At 64.5% G+C, this 17,083-nt stretch carries 16 protein-coding genes; 7 read left to right on the forward strand and 9 right to left on the reverse strand.

Features of this window, described 5'->3' with window-relative positions:
- Positions 1 to 42: 42 nt before the first annotated feature.
- Positions 43 to 936: a YicC/YloC family endoribonuclease gene (locus ACLBXN_RS22790; protein WP_283245766.1), complete on the reverse strand. Its 894-nt coding sequence runs from the start codon at positions 934 to 936 to the stop codon at positions 43 to 45.
- A gap of 89 nt (positions 937 to 1,025) precedes the next feature.
- Between ACLBXN_RS22790 and ACLBXN_RS22795 the strand changes: the two genes are divergently transcribed.
- The 4 genes from ACLBXN_RS22795 to hemW all read left to right on the forward strand — a co-directional run bounded on the left by ACLBXN_RS22795 (position 1,026) and on the right by hemW (position 5,057).
- Entirely contained in the window at positions 1,026 to 2,057 is a 1,032-nt protein-coding gene (locus tag ACLBXN_RS22795) for a serine/threonine protein kinase (protein WP_043009200.1), read from the forward strand.
- Positions 2,054 to 2,959, forward strand: coding sequence for a PP2C family protein-serine/threonine phosphatase (locus ACLBXN_RS22800; protein ID WP_447613655.1), 906 nt, complete (start codon positions 2,054 to 2,056; stop codon positions 2,957 to 2,959). Before ACLBXN_RS22795 ends, ACLBXN_RS22800 begins: the two co-directional genes overlap by 4 nt.
- A 90-nt stretch (positions 2,960 to 3,049) precedes the next feature.
- Entirely contained in the window at positions 3,050 to 3,652 is a 603-nt protein-coding gene (locus ACLBXN_RS22805) for a non-canonical purine NTP pyrophosphatase (protein WP_043009205.1), read from the forward strand.
- A 175-nt stretch (positions 3,653 to 3,827) separates the two neighbouring features.
- On the forward strand, positions 3,828 to 5,057 hold the full coding sequence (hemW, locus tag ACLBXN_RS22810) for a radical SAM family heme chaperone HemW (protein WP_447613656.1): 1,230 nt from the start codon (positions 3,828 to 3,830) through the stop codon (positions 5,055 to 5,057).
- Between the two features lie 15 nt (positions 5,058 to 5,072).
- Here the strand turns inward: hemW and ACLBXN_RS22815 are convergent, their stop codons facing one another.
- From ACLBXN_RS22815 to ACLBXN_RS22835, 5 genes are all read right to left on the reverse strand, one after another.
- Positions 5,073 to 5,420, reverse strand: coding sequence for an I78 family peptidase inhibitor (locus ACLBXN_RS22815; RefSeq protein WP_230630486.1), 348 nt, complete (start codon positions 5,418 to 5,420; stop codon positions 5,073 to 5,075).
- A gap of 161 nt (positions 5,421 to 5,581) precedes the next feature.
- A complete protein-coding gene (locus ACLBXN_RS22820) occupies positions 5,582 to 6,919 on the reverse strand; it encodes an SPOR domain-containing protein (RefSeq protein ID WP_447613657.1) in 1,338 nt (445 codons plus the stop codon).
- Between the two features lie 96 nt (positions 6,920 to 7,015).
- Positions 7,016 to 8,329 (reverse strand): fumarylacetoacetase, encoded by a 1,314-nt coding sequence (gene fahA / locus ACLBXN_RS22825; protein ID WP_447613658.1) that lies wholly within the window; start codon positions 8,327 to 8,329, stop codon positions 7,016 to 7,018.
- Positions 8,330 to 8,437: 108 nt separating this feature from the next.
- Positions 8,438 to 9,259 carry a 3-hydroxybutyrate dehydrogenase gene (locus ACLBXN_RS22830; RefSeq protein ID WP_447613659.1) on the reverse strand — a complete coding sequence of 274 codons (822 nt, stop codon included), beginning with the start codon at positions 9,257 to 9,259 and terminating at the stop codon, positions 8,438 to 8,440.
- Complete coding sequence (locus ACLBXN_RS22835) at positions 9,256 to 9,990, reverse strand: GntR family transcriptional regulator (RefSeq protein ID WP_447613660.1); 735 nt, start codon at positions 9,988 to 9,990, stop codon at positions 9,256 to 9,258. Before ACLBXN_RS22835 ends, ACLBXN_RS22830 begins: the two co-directional genes overlap by 4 nt.
- A 270-nt stretch (positions 9,991 to 10,260) precedes the next feature.
- On the opposite strand from ACLBXN_RS22835, the gene ACLBXN_RS22840 reads away from it, so the two are divergent.
- Positions 10,261 to 12,477: a hypothetical protein gene (locus ACLBXN_RS22840; RefSeq protein ID WP_447613661.1), complete on the forward strand. Its 2,217-nt coding sequence runs from the start codon at positions 10,261 to 10,263 to the stop codon at positions 12,475 to 12,477.
- Between the two features lie 199 nt (positions 12,478 to 12,676).
- On the forward strand, positions 12,677 to 12,976 hold the full coding sequence (locus ACLBXN_RS22845) for a hypothetical protein (protein WP_447613662.1): 300 nt from the start codon (positions 12,677 to 12,679) through the stop codon (positions 12,974 to 12,976).
- A 126-nt stretch (positions 12,977 to 13,102) separates the two neighbouring features.
- Here the strand turns inward: ACLBXN_RS22845 and ACLBXN_RS22850 are convergent, their stop codons facing one another.
- Both ACLBXN_RS22850 and ACLBXN_RS22855 read right to left on the reverse strand, forming a co-directional pair.
- A complete protein-coding gene (locus ACLBXN_RS22850) occupies positions 13,103 to 14,140 on the reverse strand; it encodes a DNA/RNA non-specific endonuclease (RefSeq protein WP_447613663.1) in 1,038 nt (345 codons plus the stop codon).
- Between the two features lie 118 nt (positions 14,141 to 14,258).
- Positions 14,259 to 15,059, reverse strand: coding sequence for a helix-turn-helix domain-containing protein (locus ACLBXN_RS22855; protein ID WP_447613681.1), 801 nt, complete (start codon positions 15,057 to 15,059; stop codon positions 14,259 to 14,261).
- A 57-nt stretch (positions 15,060 to 15,116) separates the two neighbouring features.
- Here ACLBXN_RS22855 and ACLBXN_RS22860 point away from each other — a divergent pair, with 57 nt between their 5' ends.
- Positions 15,117 to 15,845 (forward strand): aspartate/glutamate racemase family protein, encoded by a 729-nt coding sequence (locus ACLBXN_RS22860; protein ID WP_447613664.1) that lies wholly within the window; start codon positions 15,117 to 15,119, stop codon positions 15,843 to 15,845.
- Positions 15,846 to 15,856: 11 nt separating this feature from the next.
- Here the strand turns inward: ACLBXN_RS22860 and ACLBXN_RS22865 are convergent, their stop codons facing one another.
- Entirely contained in the window at positions 15,857 to 16,930 is a 1,074-nt protein-coding gene (locus ACLBXN_RS22865; RefSeq protein ID WP_407714060.1) for an XdhC family protein, read from the reverse strand.
- Positions 16,931 to 17,083: the final 153 nt, after the last annotated feature.

Here is a 17,083-nt window from a genome sequence, read left to right on the forward strand (position 1 = left end):
GGCATGAATCGAGCGTACGGTGTGGGTACGCCCAGGGCTTGCTTACTCGATGTTCTGCACTTGTTCGCGCATTTGCTCGATCAGTACCTTCATGTCGACGCTGATGCGGGTCAGCTCCAGCGTGGCTGATTTGGAGCCAAGCGTGTTGGCTTCGCGGTGCAGTTCCTGAATCAGGAAGTCCAGACGCTTGCCGATGTCGCCGCCCTTTTTGAGCAGACGCTCGATTTCGTCGAGGTGAGAGCCCAGGCGCGTGACTTCTTCGGCCACATCGATGCGGATGGCAAAGGCCGTGGCTTCGGCCAGGGCGCGATCCTGGGCGGCCTCGGGGGCCACCGAGCCTTCGCCCAGGGCCATGGCTTCCTTCCAGCGCTCCAGAAACTTCTGGCGCTGTTGCTCCACCAGCTGCGGCACCAGAGGCACGGCGGTCTTGGCCAGCGCGCGCAGCTGCTTGATGCGGTCGAGCAGCATCTCGGCCAGGCGTTCGCCCTCGCGGGCACGAGCTGCGAGCAGGTCGGTGATGGCCTGTTCGGCCAGGGCCGGAGCGATTTCGCTCCAGTCCGTGGTGGCTGCACCGGTGCCGCTGCACAGACGCAGCGCGTCGGCCACGGACAGGTCGCGTGCCTTGGGCAGCCAGGCCTGGACGGCGTCCTGCAGGCTCAGCAGACGTTGCAGCTGAGAGGCGGCAGGAAGGGGAAGGGATTGGTTGCTGGAGACGTCGATGGCGGCACGTACTTCGACCTTGCCGCGCTTCAGGCGAGCGGTGAGCAAGGAGCGAAGGGCCGGCTCAAGGGCGCGCAGTTCGTCGGGAAGGCGGAAGGACAAATCCAGAAAGCGGCTATTGACCGCGCGGATCTCAAGGCCCAGACGGCTGTTGGACTGGGACTCTTGACCACCCTCAGCGGATGCGCTGTGCTGGGCACTGGCGTATCCGGTCATGCTGTAAACTGGCATTGGACTTTTGATGGATGCTTGCAATTTCCCGATTATCCGGGTTTCGAATCATCCTTGAGGTTTACCGGTAAAAAATGTCTACTAAAAACAAGCCAGCGCCCCTACCGCCGGGCAGCACAATAGGCGGATACCGGGTGGTGCGCAGGATTTCCTCGGGGGGGTTCGGGATTGTCTACCTGGCTCTGGATGGCGATGGCCAGCAGGTAGCGATCAAGGAGTATCTGCCTGCTTCGCTTGCCACTCGGGCGCCCGCCGAACTGCAGCCCGTCGTGGCGCCAGAGAAGTTGTCCCTTTATCGCCTCGGGCTCAAGAGCTTTTTCGAGGAAGGGCGCTCGCTGGCGCAGATCTCGCACGCCTCCGTGGTGAGCGTGCTGAATTTCTTTCGCGAAAATGAAACCGTCTACATGGTGATGAACTACCTGGAAGGGGCGACCCTGCAGGAGTTCATCGTCACGGCGCGCGAGCTCAAGGCCGAGAAGGTCTTCAGAGAGTCGACCATCCGTTCCCTGTTTGACGAGGTGCTGCGCGGCCTGCGCATCGTGCATCAGCACAAGATGCTGCACCTGGACATCAAGCCCGCCAATATCTTCATCACCAATGACGACAAGGCCGTGCTGATCGATTTCGGCGCGGCGCGCGAAGTGCTGTCGAAAGAGGGCAACTTCATCCGTCCCATGTACACCCCGGGCTTTGCCGCCCCGGAGATGTACCGGCGCGACTCCCAGCTGGGTCCCTGGACCGATATCTACGCCATTGGCGCCTGCATCTATGCCTGCATGCAGGGCATACCGCCCAACGAAGCACCGCAGCGTCAGGACAAGGACCGCCTGGCCCTGGCCCTGAACAAGCTGCGCGGCGTGTATTCGGACAATCTGATCGAGGTCGTGGAATGGTGCATGGCCATGGACCCGCTCTCGCGCCCGCAGTCGGTGTTTGCCCTGCAAAAAGAGCTGAGCCGCGAGGGCGAGCGTCGCTATACCAAGCTCAGCATGCAGGAACGCATGCGCATGCAGTTTGACAATATGGTGCATGACGCCAGGAAGAATCTTCAGAAACTCGGCGGCTCCGAACGTGGAGCGGTGACCGACAGCAATCGCAAACCATGAAATTTTCCGTCTTCCAGCTCAGCCGCCGCGGAGGCCGTGCCCTCAACGAAGACCGTATGGGCTACTGCTATACGCGAGAGGCGGCGCTGTTCGTGCTGGCGGACGGGATGGGCGGGCATCCGGACGGCGAGGTGGCCGCGCAGATTGCACTGCAGGTGGTCTCCACGCTGTTTCAGCAGAAGGCCAAGCCACTGGTGGAAGATCCGGCCGCGTTCCTGGAAGAGGCGCTGCTGCTTGCCCATCGCCAGATCCTGCGCTATGCCAGCACCAAGGGCATGATGGACACGCCGCGCACCACGCTGGTGGCGGCGGTGCTGCAGGAAGGCAAGGTGACCTGGATTCATTGCGGCGACTCGCGCCTGTACTGGGTGCGCGAGGGGCAGCTCGTTGAACGCACGCGCGACCACTCGTACACCGAGATGCGCAAGGTCTCGGCCGTGCTCGCCCAGGCCAACCGCAATGTGCTGTTCACCTGCCTGGGCTCGCCCTCCAAGCCCATCTTCGATGTGAGCGAGACCAGGCGGCTGGAGGAGGGCGATCAGCTGATGCTGTGCTCGGACGGCCTCTGGGGTGCGGTGCCGACGCCGGAAATTCTCCAGATCATGAACGGCAAGGCCGTGGCCCACTTTGTGCCGATGCTGGTCGACACCGCACTCAAGCGCGCCGGGGACAGCAGCGACAATGTCACCGTGCTGGCACTGGTATGGGAAACACCGAATAATTTCGAACCGTCCTCCATCTCCACCCAGGAGATCGAGGATCAGGGCTTTGAGTCCACGATACAGGTGGGGCCGCTCGAAGACTGCGAGGATGAGCTCGACGACGCGGCCATCGAGCGATCGATCGCCGAAATCAACGAGGCCATACGTCGCTCGGCACAGCGCCAGAAAGCCAAGACCTGAATCGGGTTGCAGGCAGCAGCAGGCCTGGGCTTGAAACTACTGAATCAATAGCTGATTGCGCAACCGCCACAAGCGTTTGCATGGATTTTTATGAAGAAAATTGTGCTGGCATCCAACAACCGCGGCAAGCTCGTCGAGTTGCAGGCCATGTTTGCCCCGCTGGGCGTGGAGCTGATTCGCCAGGGCGATCTGTTCGAAGGCGAAGCCCCCGAGCCCTATGGCACGTTTGTCGAGAATGCGTTGTCCAAGGCGCGCTTCGCGGCCGAGAAGACCGGCTTGCCTGCCATTGCCGATGATGCCGGCATGTGCGTGGATCATTTCGGCGGTCTGCCCGGCGTAGATACGGCCTACTATTGCACCCAGTTCGGCTACGAGAAGAGTGACGACAACAATGTGCGCGCGCTGCTCGAGCAGATGCAGGGCGTGGCCAATCGCCGTGCCGCCATGGTCAGCACCCTGGTGGGCGTGCGCTCGCCCAAGGACCCCGAGCCGCTGATTGCCGTGGGCCGTGTGCAGGCCCTGCTCACGACCGAGCGCCGTGGCAGCAATGGCTTCGGCTTTGACCCGGTACTGCTGATCCCCGAGCTGGGCCTGACCTTTGCCGAGATGACGCCCGAGCTCAAGCATGCCCACAGCCATCGCGGTCGTTCTTCGCGCACCATGATCGAGATGGTGAAGGAGCGCTGGTTATAACCAGCGCTTCCTCCTGAGGCGCTTTGCGCCTTCCCCTCTCTCGCTTCGCGGGATGGGGACGACGGCCTCGCTGCGGGGCGGCGGGGCCGCCCAGGCCCTTGCTTGCTGTCCCCTGGCTGGGGTGTGCTAGTTTTAGCGGCGTCGGTTTTGTTTGCGCTAGAAAAGCATATTTCCCATGATCCCCATTCAGCCTCAAGCAGAGACCGCCGAAGCGGCGGTGCAGCGCGATATTCAGCATTACATGCGTCCCGGCACGCTGCAGCTGGGCAGCCTGCCGCCGCTGTCGCTGTATGTGCATCTGCCCTGGTGTCTCAAGAAATGCCCGTATTGCGATTTCAACTCGCATGCCTGGGCCAAGGGGGATGCACTCCCCGAGGACCGCTATATCGATGCTCTGATGGCCGATCTGGAGAGCGCACTGCCGCTGATCTGGGGGCGCACGGTGCACAGCGTCTTCATGGGCGGGGGCACGCCCAGCCTGTTCTCGCCCGAGTCCATAGACAAGCTGATTGCCGGTCTGCGTGCGCGTCTGCGCATGGAGCCCGATTGCGAGATCACCATGGAAGCCAACCCCGGCACCTTCGAGAAGGACCGCTTCAAGGCCTTCCGTGCGGCCGGCGTGAACCGCCTGTCAATCGGGGTGCAGAGCTTTGACGACCGCTATCTGCAGGCCGTGGGGCGCGTGCACGATGCGGCGCAGGCCCAGGCGGCGGTGCGCGAGGCAGCGGACAATTTCGAGACCTTCAATATCGACCTGATGTATGCGCTGCCCGGCCAGAGCCTGCTCGATCTGCAGCGCGATGTGGACACGGCACTATCGTTTGCACCGCCGCATCTGTCGATCTATCACCTGACCATCGAGCCCAACACCTATTTCGCCAAATACCCGCCCCTGGTGCCCGAGGACGATACGGCCTATGAGATGCTGGACCTGATCACGGCCAGCACCCAGGGAGCCGGCATGCAGCGCTACGAAGTCTCGGCCTATGCCAAGGAAGGCCACCAGTGCTTTCACAATAGCAACTATTGGCAGTTCGGCGACTATCTGGGCATTGGCGCGGGTGCGCACAGCAAGCTGAGCTTTGCCCATCGCATCGTGCGCCAGGTGCGTTTCCGCGATCCGGCTCGCTATATGGACATGGCGCTGGCCGGCACGCCGCTGGCACAGGACAACGAGGTCAAGCGCACAGAGCTGCCGTTCGAATACATGCTCAACGCGCTGCGCCTGCGCGGCGGTTTCGCGCTGCAGGAGTTCATGGAGCGCACGGGCCTGCCCATGTCAGCCATCGCCAAGGGACTGGATCAGGCGCAGGCCAAGGGCCTGATCTCGCGCGACCTGGGCCGTGTGGTGCCGACCGAGCGTGGCTTCGACTTCCTCAGCGACCTGCAGGAAATGTTCCTGTAGGCCCGGCAAGGAGAATCAGCCGCAGCGCAGCGCCGTGATCTTGCCCGCGTCATTGGTGATGACGTTCAGGCGCTCCTGGTTGTAGTCCATGGTGGCGGGCTGACCTTCGCGCAGCACGCGCAGCAGGTAAGAGCCGGACTTCTGGCGGATGGTTTCCAGCGTCGACGCCACGGTGTTGTGGCCCAGATAGATCTGTACCGGCTCGGCATGGCATACCTGCAGCTGGCGCGCAGGCGGCGCGCGCGTGCCGTCGGTGGCTGTACCGTTGCTGGCGCAGCCGGCCATCAGCAAGGCCGCAGTGGCACCGGTCAGGCCCAGCAAGGCGCGGGTGGAAATTGGCAAAGTAGTGGTTCTATGCTTCATGCCCCACACCATAGCGCCCCCAGGTACCCGCGCCTGCCAGACCAGACCCCGATATGCAAGCGGGTGCAACAAGGTGGTCGTCAAAATTGATAGCTTTAAGCGCAATGCCATCAAGGGATTGAGGGTGTTTTACATCAATTTATGGCGTGCTTGTGTCTGGCCTATGGCTTGTGGGTTCCGTCCGCACTCTGAAAGATGCCGGCCTCGATATTCGCTGCCTGCAGCTTGCGCGCGGCCTTTTCGGCGCGCTTGCGGCTTTCGAAGGGGCCGCTGCGTACCCGGATGACTTCGCCTTTGTTGCTGGCCATCTTCTGCGTCAGTGCGGGCAGCTTGGACTGGTTCAGCTGGGCCACGATCTTCTCGGCATTGCGGGCCTCCGAGTAGACGCCCAGATTCAGATAGAACTTGCCTGCAACCAGATCCGTGCCGACTTGCGGCACTTCTTTTGACGCGGCTTTTACAGGCTGCTCTTTGGGCTCTGCCGCAGTCTTGGCGGCGGGCTTGTCAGCCGGTGGTGCCGGCGGCTTTTTGCTGGGCTCGACTTGGGCCGCTGTCTTGTCTGGCACCAGGGCAGGGGCTTGGGGCGCCGCTTTGCCGGCGCTGGCGCCAGTCTCGGCTGCTGCGGTGGGTGCCGGCTCTGGTGGGCGGGTCTCGGGTTGGGTGGCAGCGGCGGCAGGAGCTGCCGGGACCGGGCTTGCCATGGTGCGAGGGGCGGCGGCGCTGGTGGCGCTGTCGGCTGCGGGCCTGGTGATGGCTGCAGGTTCCGCGTTTGGCAGCGGTGCTGGATTTTCGGCGGGCAGCAGTGCCATGCCTGCGCCTGCGGCTGCGGCCGCAGGCAGGGCCAGAACCAGCATGGCGGCAGTCCTGTTGCGCGGCGCTGCAGCCTGCTCCTGCAGGTTGGCATGGGCTGCGGCCATATTGGGCGCGTCCGTGATCGCCTGCAGCGTCTGGGCCTTGATCTTGCGCCAGTACCAGCCATTGCCCAGCAGGCCGGGCACGGCCACGGCGACCAGCCACAGGGCAATGCCCAGGCCCAGAGCCATGGCCTCGGGCAGGGCAGGACGCAGGCCGAACCACCAGATCAGCGCGGCGGCCGTGACGGCTGCGAGGTATTTGGCAGCCTCGCGCCACAGGCCGTGCAGGCTGCACCATGCCAGGGTCAGCAAGGCGGCCGCCATATTCCAGCTGGGCAGGCTGCGGTCCAGTGCGTCAAAGCGCTTGAACTGGGCCAGGTAGAAGTCGCGCGAGCGCGGGTTCAGGCGGCTGGCATAGAGCTGGGGCAGCAGACCGCTGTCCTCCTCTTCGGGCGCAGCGGTCTGCCCGGCCTCGTGCTGCAGGCTGTGCTGCATGGAATAGGCCGCTGCTGCAAAGGCTCCGGCGATGGAGGCAGGCAGGGGGCTGGCGTCCGAGCGCAGAGGCTGGTCCAGCACAGGTTCCTGGCGCGTGTTCCGGCCAGTGGGGGCGAGCGCAGGGGTGGGGGTGTCCGAAGCGGAAGGCATGGCTGCAATTGTGTCATGGCGTTACGAACAGGCCGAGGGCAGATTCCCAACAAAAAACCGGCGCCAGGCCGGTTCTTTGCAGGATGGTCAAGGCGCTCAGGCCTGGTGCGCGGGCAGCACGGTGGCGCGGCATTCGCCAAAGCCGATGCGCGCGGCACCGGGTTTTTCGCACCAGCCGGTAAAGACCACGGCGTCGCCGTCGAGCAGGAAGGTGCGGGTTTCGCCGTTGCTCAGGCTCAGGGGCTTTTTACCGCCTTCGGTGATTTCCAGCAGGGCGCCGGCTTCGGCCATGGTGGGGCCGGACAGCGTGCCCGTGCCCAGCAGGTCGCCGGGTTGCAGATCGCAGCCGTTGACGGTGTGGTGGGCAATCAGCTGGGCCATGGTCCAGTAGGCGTGGCGGTAGCTGGTCCGGGTGATCTGCTCGGCGGCCTTGCCTTCGGCGCGCATCTTCTCGGTCTGGATGGCGACCGTGAGCTGCACATCGAGTGCTCCGCGCTGCGAGTTGGCTTCGGAGCTGAGGTAGGGCAGTGGCTGCGGGTCCTCGGACGGGCGCACGAATGCCGTGCGATAGGGCTCCAGTGCTTCCAGCGTCACGATCCAGGGCGAGATGCTGGTGGCGAAGTTCTTGGAGAGAAACGGGCCCAGCGGCTGGTATTCCCAGGCCTGCACGTCGCGGGCCGACCAGTCGTTGAGCAGGCACAGGCCGAAGATATGCCGGTCGGCATCCTCGATGTCGACCGCCTCGCCCCAGGCATTGGCCGAGCCTGCGTAAATGCCCATCTCCAGCTCATAGTCGAGACGGTTGCAGGGCTTGAGCACAGGGTCGGCATCGGGGGCCTTGAGCTGGCCGTTGGGGCGCTTGAAGTCCACGCCCGAGATGCGGATGCTGGACGCGCGACCGTGGTAGCCGATGGGCACCCACTTGTAGTTTTCCATCAGCGGGTTGGTGGGGCGAAACAGCTTGCCCACATTGGTGGCGTGATGCACGGAGGTGTAGAAATCCGTGTAGTCGCCGACCTGGGCGGGTACGCTGTACTCCACATCGGCCTGGGGCACGAGGCAGGCCTTGAGTGCTGCCTCTTCGGCAGCGCCGGCACGCAGTGCGCGCGACAGGGCCAGGCGCAGGGCCGACCAAGCCTCAGGGCCCATGGCCATCAAGCTGTTGAGCTGGCCCTGCGCCGCTGCTTCGACCTGGGCTTGCACATCGGCGCTCAGTGCCTTGGCATCGCGAACAGCCGCCATATCCAGCACCTGATCGCCAATCGCCACGCCGCCGCGGAAGGCTTCGCTGCTGCTCTTGCGGCGAAAGACGGCAAACGGCAGGTTCTGGATGGGAAAGTCGCTGCTGCCGTTGTTGGCGCTGGCGACCCAGCTTTGCAGGCCGGCGTCGTGGGTTTCGTTCAATGCCATGTTCATCTCCTTGGAACGATTTGAATAAAACAGGCTGTAGCGCTTATCTGCCGAGCGCCATCAGCCGTGAATGGGTGACCGATAGATGGAGTCTTGCCGATGCCGCACTCAAGCGGCGGTGAAGCCCCCGTCCATATTCCACTGCGCGCCGCGTACCTGGGCGGCGTTGTCGCTGGCCAGAAAGCCGACCAGGGCCGCCACCTGCTCCACCGTCACAAAAGCCTGTGAAGGCTGCTTGGCGCCCAGCAGCCTGGCACGGGCTGCCGCCTCGTCCAGCTGCTCGCGCTGCGCCAGGGCATCGATCTGGGTCTGGACCAGCGGCGTCAGCACCCAGCCGGGGCAGATGGCGTTGCAGGTCACGGGCGTGGTGGCCAGCTCCAGTGCCACGGATTTGGTCAGGCCCAGCAGGCCGTGCTTGCTGGCCACGTAGGCGGGCTTGTGGGCCACGCCGACCAGGCCGCTGACGGAGGCCATATTGATGATGCGCCCCCAGCCGCGCTCCAGCATCGCCGGCGTGCAGGCCTGTATGGTGTGAAACGGTGCGCTCAGGTTGACGGCCAGCATGGTGTTCCATCGGTCTGGCGGAAAGCTGAGCACGGATTCCACATGCTGGATGCCGGCGTTGTTGACCAGAATGTCCACCGCTCCCAGCTCGGCGGCGATACGCCGGGCCAGGGGCGCAATGGCCTGGCCGTCGCTCAGATCCAGCGGGTAATAGCGGGCGGCTACGCCCAGTGCGTGCAGCTCGGCCAGCTGGGCATCGGTGCTGGCAGACGCCTGGGCGCTACCATGCAGGGCAATGGCGGCGCCTTCGCCGGCCAGCTGCCTGGCAACGGCCCAGCCTATGCCGCTGGTGGAGCCGGTGATCCAGGCCACACGACCGGCATGGGGTTTGGACAGGGGCGGGTTCAGGGGCAGGACGGCGGTCATTTGAGCAAGTCCATTTCCATGTGCACGTATTCGCTGATGAAGCGCACCTTGGCCCAGTAGACGACCAGGCCCTGGGGGTTGCGGGCCCAGCGCAGCGCCTGCATCAGCGGCGTGCCCAGCGGCACACTCAGGTGCTCGGCAATCAGCTCGTCGGCCGGGGCCACGCTCAGGTACTGGCGCGCTGCAGCGATCTGCGCGGGGTCGTTGCCCAGCGCCTGCGCCAGCGTGGCGCGCTCCAGTTGCTCCTGCAGCTTGGGATAGAGGTTCTGCTCCAGGTACAGCTCGGACAGGCAAAAGCGGGCCTCGCCATGCCTGTGCACGCGCAGAAAATAGGTATAGGCCGGGGCCAGTTCGCCAGGGCTGGGAAAGCCGGCCGGAATCGGCGGCACGCAGTCATTGGCCTGCTGCAGCGTGGTCTGCTGAATCTGCTCGCCAAAAGCCACGAGCTCCCGCCAGCTGGTGGGCAGCAGAAAGGACGGCGGCTTGCAGGGCTGGCTCACCACCCTGGTACCGCCGCGCTTGCGGGTCTCCAGCAGGCCTTCGTCGACCAGCGCATGCACGGCCATGCGCACCGTGGTGCGCGAGACGCTGTGCAGCGCCTCCAGCTCTTCGACCGTGGGAATGCTGTCTCCGATCGCCCATTCGCCGGTCGCGATCTTGTTGCGGAACAGGCGTGCCAGCTGCAGGTGCAGCTTGTCGCGGGATTGGGAAGCGGTGGACACAGCAGTCATGAGCACGGATTGGACGGGGCCAGTGTAGCAAATAAAGTATCTAAATAAATACTTTATTAAGAGGGGCACGCAGGCGCCCGGAATGGAGCAATGAGAAAGAGACCTGCAGCGCACCTGGCCGTGCGCAGCGCAAGAGTTCACAAATGTCACCATTCTGCTGGTGCAAATGACTTTTAAACTCCAAGCTTTTGATAGCGGACAGTGCAAGCAGCCATTGGTTGCAATGCGCTTTGATAGGGGGAGATCCCCCGCCAGGGAGTTGGTAGTTTCATGCACAAGCAGTACGAGTGGCAGTTTTTCCGCGCCGGCGAAGTGGACCAGGTGGTCATTCGCACGGGCCAGGACATTGCCCATATTGGTGAGCTGGATCAGAAGCTGTGGGTGGCCCTGGCCTGTCCCACACGTGGCATCGAGTTCGACAGCGCGACGCTGGATCTGATCGACGAGAGCAAGGACGGCCGCATCCGTCCCCCCGAGCTGGTGGCCGCCTGTGAATGGGCCGTGGCCAGAGTGCGTGACCCGCAGGTGCTGGCCGATGGCGGCGATGTGCTGCAGCTGGGCAGCATCAACGATGCGACGCCAGAAGGCGCGCTGCTGCTGGCCGAAGCCAGGCGCGTGCTGGAACTCGCAGGCCTGCCCGATGCCGCAGCCATCACGCTGGCCCAGGTGCAGGAGCGCATGGCCTCGCTGCAGGCCCTGCGCTTCAATGGCGACGGCATCGTCAGTGCGGCCACGGCCGAAGGCGACGAGGCTCTGGCCGCTCTGATTGCGCGCATTCAGGAGCTGTACGGTGCCGTGGACGGCAGCGATGGCGTGCCCGGCATCGATCGCAGCAAGGCAGAGGCCTTCTGGGAGGACGTGCAAGCCCTGCAGACCTGGTTTGCCCAGGCGGCCGAGCTGGGCTGCCATTTGCAGCCGCGTGCGCTGGCACTGGCGGCGGCCGAGGCCGTGAACGCCGTGCAGGCCAAGGTCGATGACTTTTTTGCGCGCACACGACTGGTGGAATTCGATGCCAATGCACGGGCGCCGCTCAACCCCACGGAAGAAGGCTATGCGGCTCTGGGAGCGCAGGTGCTCAGCAATGCCTCGGAGTCTCTGGCGGCGCTGCCGCTGGCCGCCGTCACCGGCGAGCGCAGCCTGCCGCTGGTGCATGGCGTCAACCCCGCCTGGGCAGCGGCCCTGCAGACCCTGCGCGAGCAGGCCGTGCAGCCCGTGTTTGGCGAGGCCCTGAGCGCGCTGACCGAAGACCAGTGGGAGCAGCTCAAGACCATGCTGGCCCATTGCCAACAATGGCTGGCCGAGTGCCCTGCCACGCCGCTGGGCTCGATCGCCGAGGCCGAGGTGCAGCAGTTGCTGGCCAGCGGCCTGAAGGACGCGCTGATGCAGCTGCTGGACCAGGACGATGCCGAGAAGGAGCATGCCGTGCAGGCCATGGCCCTGGAAAAGCTGATCCGGCTGCAGCGCGATCTGCTGCCTCTGCTCAACAACTTTGTCTCCTTCTCCAGCTTCTATCGCCGCGAAGGCGCTGCCTTCCAGGCCGGAACCTTGTTCCTGGACGGCCGCAGCTGCGATCTGACCGTGGAGGTGGCAGATGCTGCCGCCCACTCGGTACTGGCCGCCATGGCGAAAACCTATCTGGCCTATTGCGAGTGCAAGCGCGAGGGGCAGAAGAAAATCATCGTTGCGGCCTTCACGGCAGGCGATGTGGATTTTCTGTTCGTGGGGCGCAACGGCGTGTTCTACGACCGTGCGGGCCAGGACTGGGATGCGACCATCGTCAAGCTCATCGACAACCCGACCAGCATCGGCCAGGCCTTCTTCTCGCCCTACAAGAAGTTCCTGCGCATGATCGAGGAGCAGGTCGCCAAGCATGCAGCGGCCAAGAACGATGTGGTGAACACCAGCCTCGGCGACAACGCGACCAAGCTGGTGACGGCGCCCAAGGAACTGACCGCAGCGCCGGCCGCCGCCGCCACGCGCAAGACCGATGTGGGCACGGTGGCCGCCATCGGCGTGGCGCTGGGTTCGCTGAGCGCCGTGATCGTCGGCATCTTCGGCAAGTTCATCGAACTGGGGCCCTGGATTCCGGTGGCCATTCTGGGCCTGATCCTGGCCATCTCCGGCCCCAGCATGCTGATTGCCTGGCTCAAGCTGCGCCAGCGCAGCCTGGGACCGATTCTGGATGCCAGCGGCTGGGCCATCAATGGCCGCATGAACATCAATCTGGGTCTGGGTCGAAGCCTGTCGCAGACGGCCAGGGTGCCGGTCAATGCCAAGCGCAACTTTGCCGACCCCTATGCCGACAGCCACGGCCTGCGCAACAGCCTGTGCCTGCTGGCGCTGCTGGCCCTTGCCGTGCTGCTGTCCTGGCGCATGCACTGGCTGGACGCCGTGCTGCCCGCCAGCTGGCAGCATGTCCCGGCGGCGGCCAGCGCGCCAGCGGTCACCGCACCGGCAGCGGCCGCAGCAGAGTCCGCTGTCAGGTAAGCCAGAGGCGTGCGCCGCCTGCAGAGGCTGGCGGAAGGCCCATCGCTTCGCTGCACCACCCAATACCGCTTGCATGGGTGCGGTATTGGGGGCTGGAGCCGGAATCTGTCCTAGAGTGCTGTTCTGTACTCACCGAAGCATCTTGGATGTGCATGCATTCAAGGTGCTTTTTCATTGCATTTGATGACAGGAGCAAGCCATGGGACGTGCCATCCATTCCGCGCATGAACTTCTCGCCACCAATGAGCGTGAGCTCTACGATCTTTCCCGGTCCGATACGGCCCTGGTCAGGCTGAGCCCGGCCCAGCGCCGTCTGCAGTTGCAGCGCGCCCGCGCCATGCGCGATCGGGCGCGTGCGCTGTATCGCCGGCAGGTCGGCCACACGCTGCACCACACGGCCACCAAGCGTGGCTTCACGGGCATGGCCAATGAGCGCACCCGCCAGAAGGCTCAGGTGCTGTCCGAGGTGGTGCGCCGGCTGGCGGGCGAGCCGGCCTGAGTTCCCCGCAATCTCTGTGGAGCTTTGTAGCTATTGAAAAGTGAGCTTATTGCGCACGTCATTCAAGGATTTCAATATCAAATGCCGTTGAAATCTTTGAATGACTTGCGTAGTCAGCTCTTTTTTTTATGCTTGAGGCAGATGCACGGCCGACAGCAGCGGCATGCCGGTGCGGCGCGTGAACTCCTCGTAGCTGATGGGCGGGCCCATGCGGGTGTCGGCGCTGTTGGCCTGCCAGTACACCCAGCTCTTGCCGGTGCTGGCGTCATAGACCAGCTTGAAGAGGTGGTCGGGCACCGCCACCTTGCTCTCACCGATGGTGGCGGCGTTCTTGTTGAAGACAGGGCCAGTGAAGACAAAGACATCACCCCGGGCGCGCAGCGCATATTTACGCGTGGCCTGTTCCACCTGACTCCAGGCACCCGCGTTGTGCACCTGGTTCTGCGGCACCATGTTCGCGAGGCTGAAGCTCTGGGCCATGGCCTCGGGCGTGCTCATGTCGGCCGCCGGGGCCATGTGGCCGCGCGAGAAGCCGGAGCGCTTGTAGTCGTCGAGTTCGGAGCGCTCGGCGCGCGGCAGGCGGGCGTCGGCATAGAACTTGTCGCTGCGTTGCAAGCCCTGGGCCTGCTGCAGCACCTGGCGATTCAGGCGCTCGGCGACGAATACCGGGGTCTTGGTGCTGCCGTTGTGCAGCACGGCAAAACCCGAAAAACACAGCTCGCGCTCGCGGGGGTGAAGCTGCAGGGCCGGAGCCTTGCCGCCGGGAAAGAACTGCGGGCAGCGGGCAAAGTGTGTGGGCAGGGCCGTGGCCGTGACATCGGCCTTGTCCACCTTGCCGCCCACGCTGGGCGTGTGGGCGCCGGAACTGGAACCAGAGCCGGAACGCAGACCATCCAGATCCGGCCAGCCGTTCTTGCGAAAGGCCTGCAGGGTCTGGCCGAGCGCATCGAGTGCGGGGATATGCAGGGCTGCCAGCGCCTGGCCCAGCAGTTTCTCGGCGGAAACGCTGGGGTTGAAGCTGCAACTGGCAATCTGGAAGCTGGCCAGTGCCGCAGCGCCCGCAGACAGGGCAAAGCGCCTGATGCGTGAGAAGCTGTAGCCGGCAGTCCTGGAAGCGGTGCCGCGCTTGCGCGCAGGCGTTTTCTTTTTCTTGGCGGTCGTCATTCAGGCGGCAATGGTACGCCGCCTGAATGCTGCTTGAGGCGTGATGCGGGCCGTCGGCCGCACTTTGTGTGTCCGGCAATGAAACCGTATGTGAACTGTCGGCCAAGAGGCCTGCGATTCAGGGGCAGCCTGCGTGCTTCAGGCCATGATGCTGCCGATATTGTCCCGGCGTCAGTCCCAGGTGCTTGCGAAACAGCTGGCCCATATGCGACTGTTGGTTGAAGCCGCAGTCCAGCGCGATTTGCGTGAGGGGCAGTTCGGCACTTCGCATCATGGCGCGCGCAGCCTGCAGCCGGGTCTCCGTGATCCAGGCATGCGGCGTCATGCCCGTAAGCCGTGTGAATTCGCGCAGAAAGCGCAAGGGGCTGGTGTCCACCATGGTGGACAGATCGGCAATGCTCAGCGGCCGCTCGAATTCGGCGGCAATGCGGTCCAGCACGCGTCCATAGCCGGTGCCGGGGCGGGCGTCGGCCTTGCTGGAGCTGCCCTCCTGGCAGGCCATGAACTGCAGCGCAGCCTGCTCGATGGCCAGAGCGTCCGGTCGGGGGCTGAGCAGCAGCAGGCGCAGATGCAGTGCCATCTGCAATGCGGAGCGCTGGCCATGTTGCGAGATGCGCTGCGCTGGCCTGGGCGCGTCAGCCTCATGGGCGGCATAGCGCAGCACCAGATATTCGCCGCCGGTAGCCGACTCGGAAAACACCTCGACGCCTGGCGGCGTATAGCTCAGGGTGCCTGGCCAGGTGTCGAAGTCCTCGCGCCTGTCGGAGGCAATGGCGTGCACGCCTTGCTGTCTTTGCAGCGCAATGCCCAGCGCATGCATGCGCACCGGGTCGCGGCTGCTGTAGGCGGCGCGGCCGAGCAAATGGATCTGCACGGATGGCGTATCGGTTGCCGAAGGCTGAATCAGATGGGTCTTCATGGCGGGCTGAAATTTCATGATAGACGATGGCGGCCGGCCGGCCTCACACTGGCGCTCATGAATCAAGACTTGCAAACAAGCACCGGGCCGCAACGCGTCATAGGCCTGATCGGCGGCATGAGCTGGGAGTCCAGCGCCGAGTACTACCGCCTGATCAACCAGGGTGTCCGGGAGCGTCTGGGTGCGTTGCGCTCGGCCAGACTGCTGATGTATAGCGTGGACTTCGGCCCTGTCGAGCAGGCCCAGCATGAAGGCCGCTGGGCCGATGCGGCGGCGCTGCTGGCCGATGCTGCCCGGCGCCTGCAAGCCGGAGGCGCCGACTGTGTGCTGCTTTGCACCAACACCATGCACAAGGTGGCGGATCAGGTGGCGGCAGCCGTGTCGATTCCGTTTGTGCACATAGCCGACCCGGTCGGGGCGGCTGCGCGTGCAGCCGGTGTGCAGGTGCTGGGGCTGCTGGGTACGCGCTTCACCATGGAGCAGCCGTTCATGCGCGAGAGGCTGGAGCAGCAGTTCGGCCTGAAGGTGCTGGTGCCAGACGAAGCCGAGCGCACGCAGGTGCATCGCATCATCTATGAGGAGCTTTGCGCGGGGCAGATCAGCGATGTGTCGCGAAAGCTCTATCAGCGAGCCATCGAGTCATTGGCGGCCCGCGGAGCCCAGGCCGTGGTGCTGGGATGCACGGAAATAGGCTTGCTCATCAAGCCCGCAGACAGCGTGCTGCCGGTGCTGGACACCACGGTCTTGCATGCTGCAGCGGCCGTGGATTTTGCGCTGCAGGCCTGAGCTGACGGATATCAGTGCGCCGAGCCCGGCTGGAGAATTTCCGGAATGGCGCAATGTGTGCTGGCTTCGTTCATGGCGATGTCATGCTCGTGCTTGGCCACTTCCACCGACATGGCTTGCGGCAGCGGCACGGCGTTCTTCACGGCCAGAATCTCGGCCATCACGCTCACCGCGATCTCTGCCGGAGTCTTGCTGCCGATATAGAGGCCGATGGGGCCGCGCAGCCTGGCCAGCGAGGCTTCGGTCTCGCCGAAGTGCTCCATCATGCGCTCGCGCCTGGAGTGGTTGTTGCGGCGCGAGCCGATGGCGCCCACATAGAAGGCCGGGCTGTGCAGGGCTTCGAGCAGGGCCAGGTCGTCGAGCTTGGGGTCGTGGGTGAGGGCGACGATGCAGCTGCGCGCATCGGGCTTGAAGGCCGTGACCGCATCGTCCGGCATGTCGGTGACGGTGTTGACCTGGGGCACCGACCAGCTGCCCATGTATTCCTCGCGCGGGTCGCAGACGGTGACCGTGAAGCCGTTGAACAAGGCCATGGTGGCCAGGTATTCGGCCAGGGCCCCCGCACCGATCAGCAGCATGCGGTAGCCGGGGCCCAGGTGGTTGACGAGTTGCTGGCCGTCAAACTCCAGCGCGTCGGGGTGCTCGGCCGTCTGCAGGCGGACTTCGCCGCTGCTGCAGTCGACGCTGCGTTTCACCAGTGAGCCGGCCTCCAGCTCGGCCACCAGTTGCTGCAGGCTGGCCGCATCGGGGTTGAATTCCAGCAGCAGCTCCAGCGTGCCGCCGCAGGGCAGGCCGAAGCGGTGAGCCTCGTCGGCGCTCACGCCGTAACGCACCAGCTGCGGCGGGCCGTCCGGAATGCCCAGGTTCTGGTTCAGGGCCTTGGTGTGGCGGGCGATCAGGTCGTCCTCGATGCAGCCGCCGGATACCGAGCCAATGGCACGTCCGTCCTCGCGCAAGGCCATCATGGAGCCCACGGGGCGCGGGGACGAGCCCCAGGTGCGCACCACGGTGGCCAGCAAGGCATGCTGGCCGGCCGAGCGCCAGTCACGCAGTGCCTTGAGTACCAAGACGTCGATATTGTCCATTGCTTGCTTTCTCTGTTTCTCTCGCTCGCCGCAATTTTGATGCATCAGGCGGGCACCGGGTAGCGGCGCTACCCGTAAATGATCACCCGCAAAAAGGCCTTCCGAGGCCTGAAGGACAGGGAAGGCCGGCTTGTGCAGCGCTTTGGCAGCGCC

The sequence above is a fragment of the Comamonas sp. C24C genome (genome assembly GCF_053345995.1).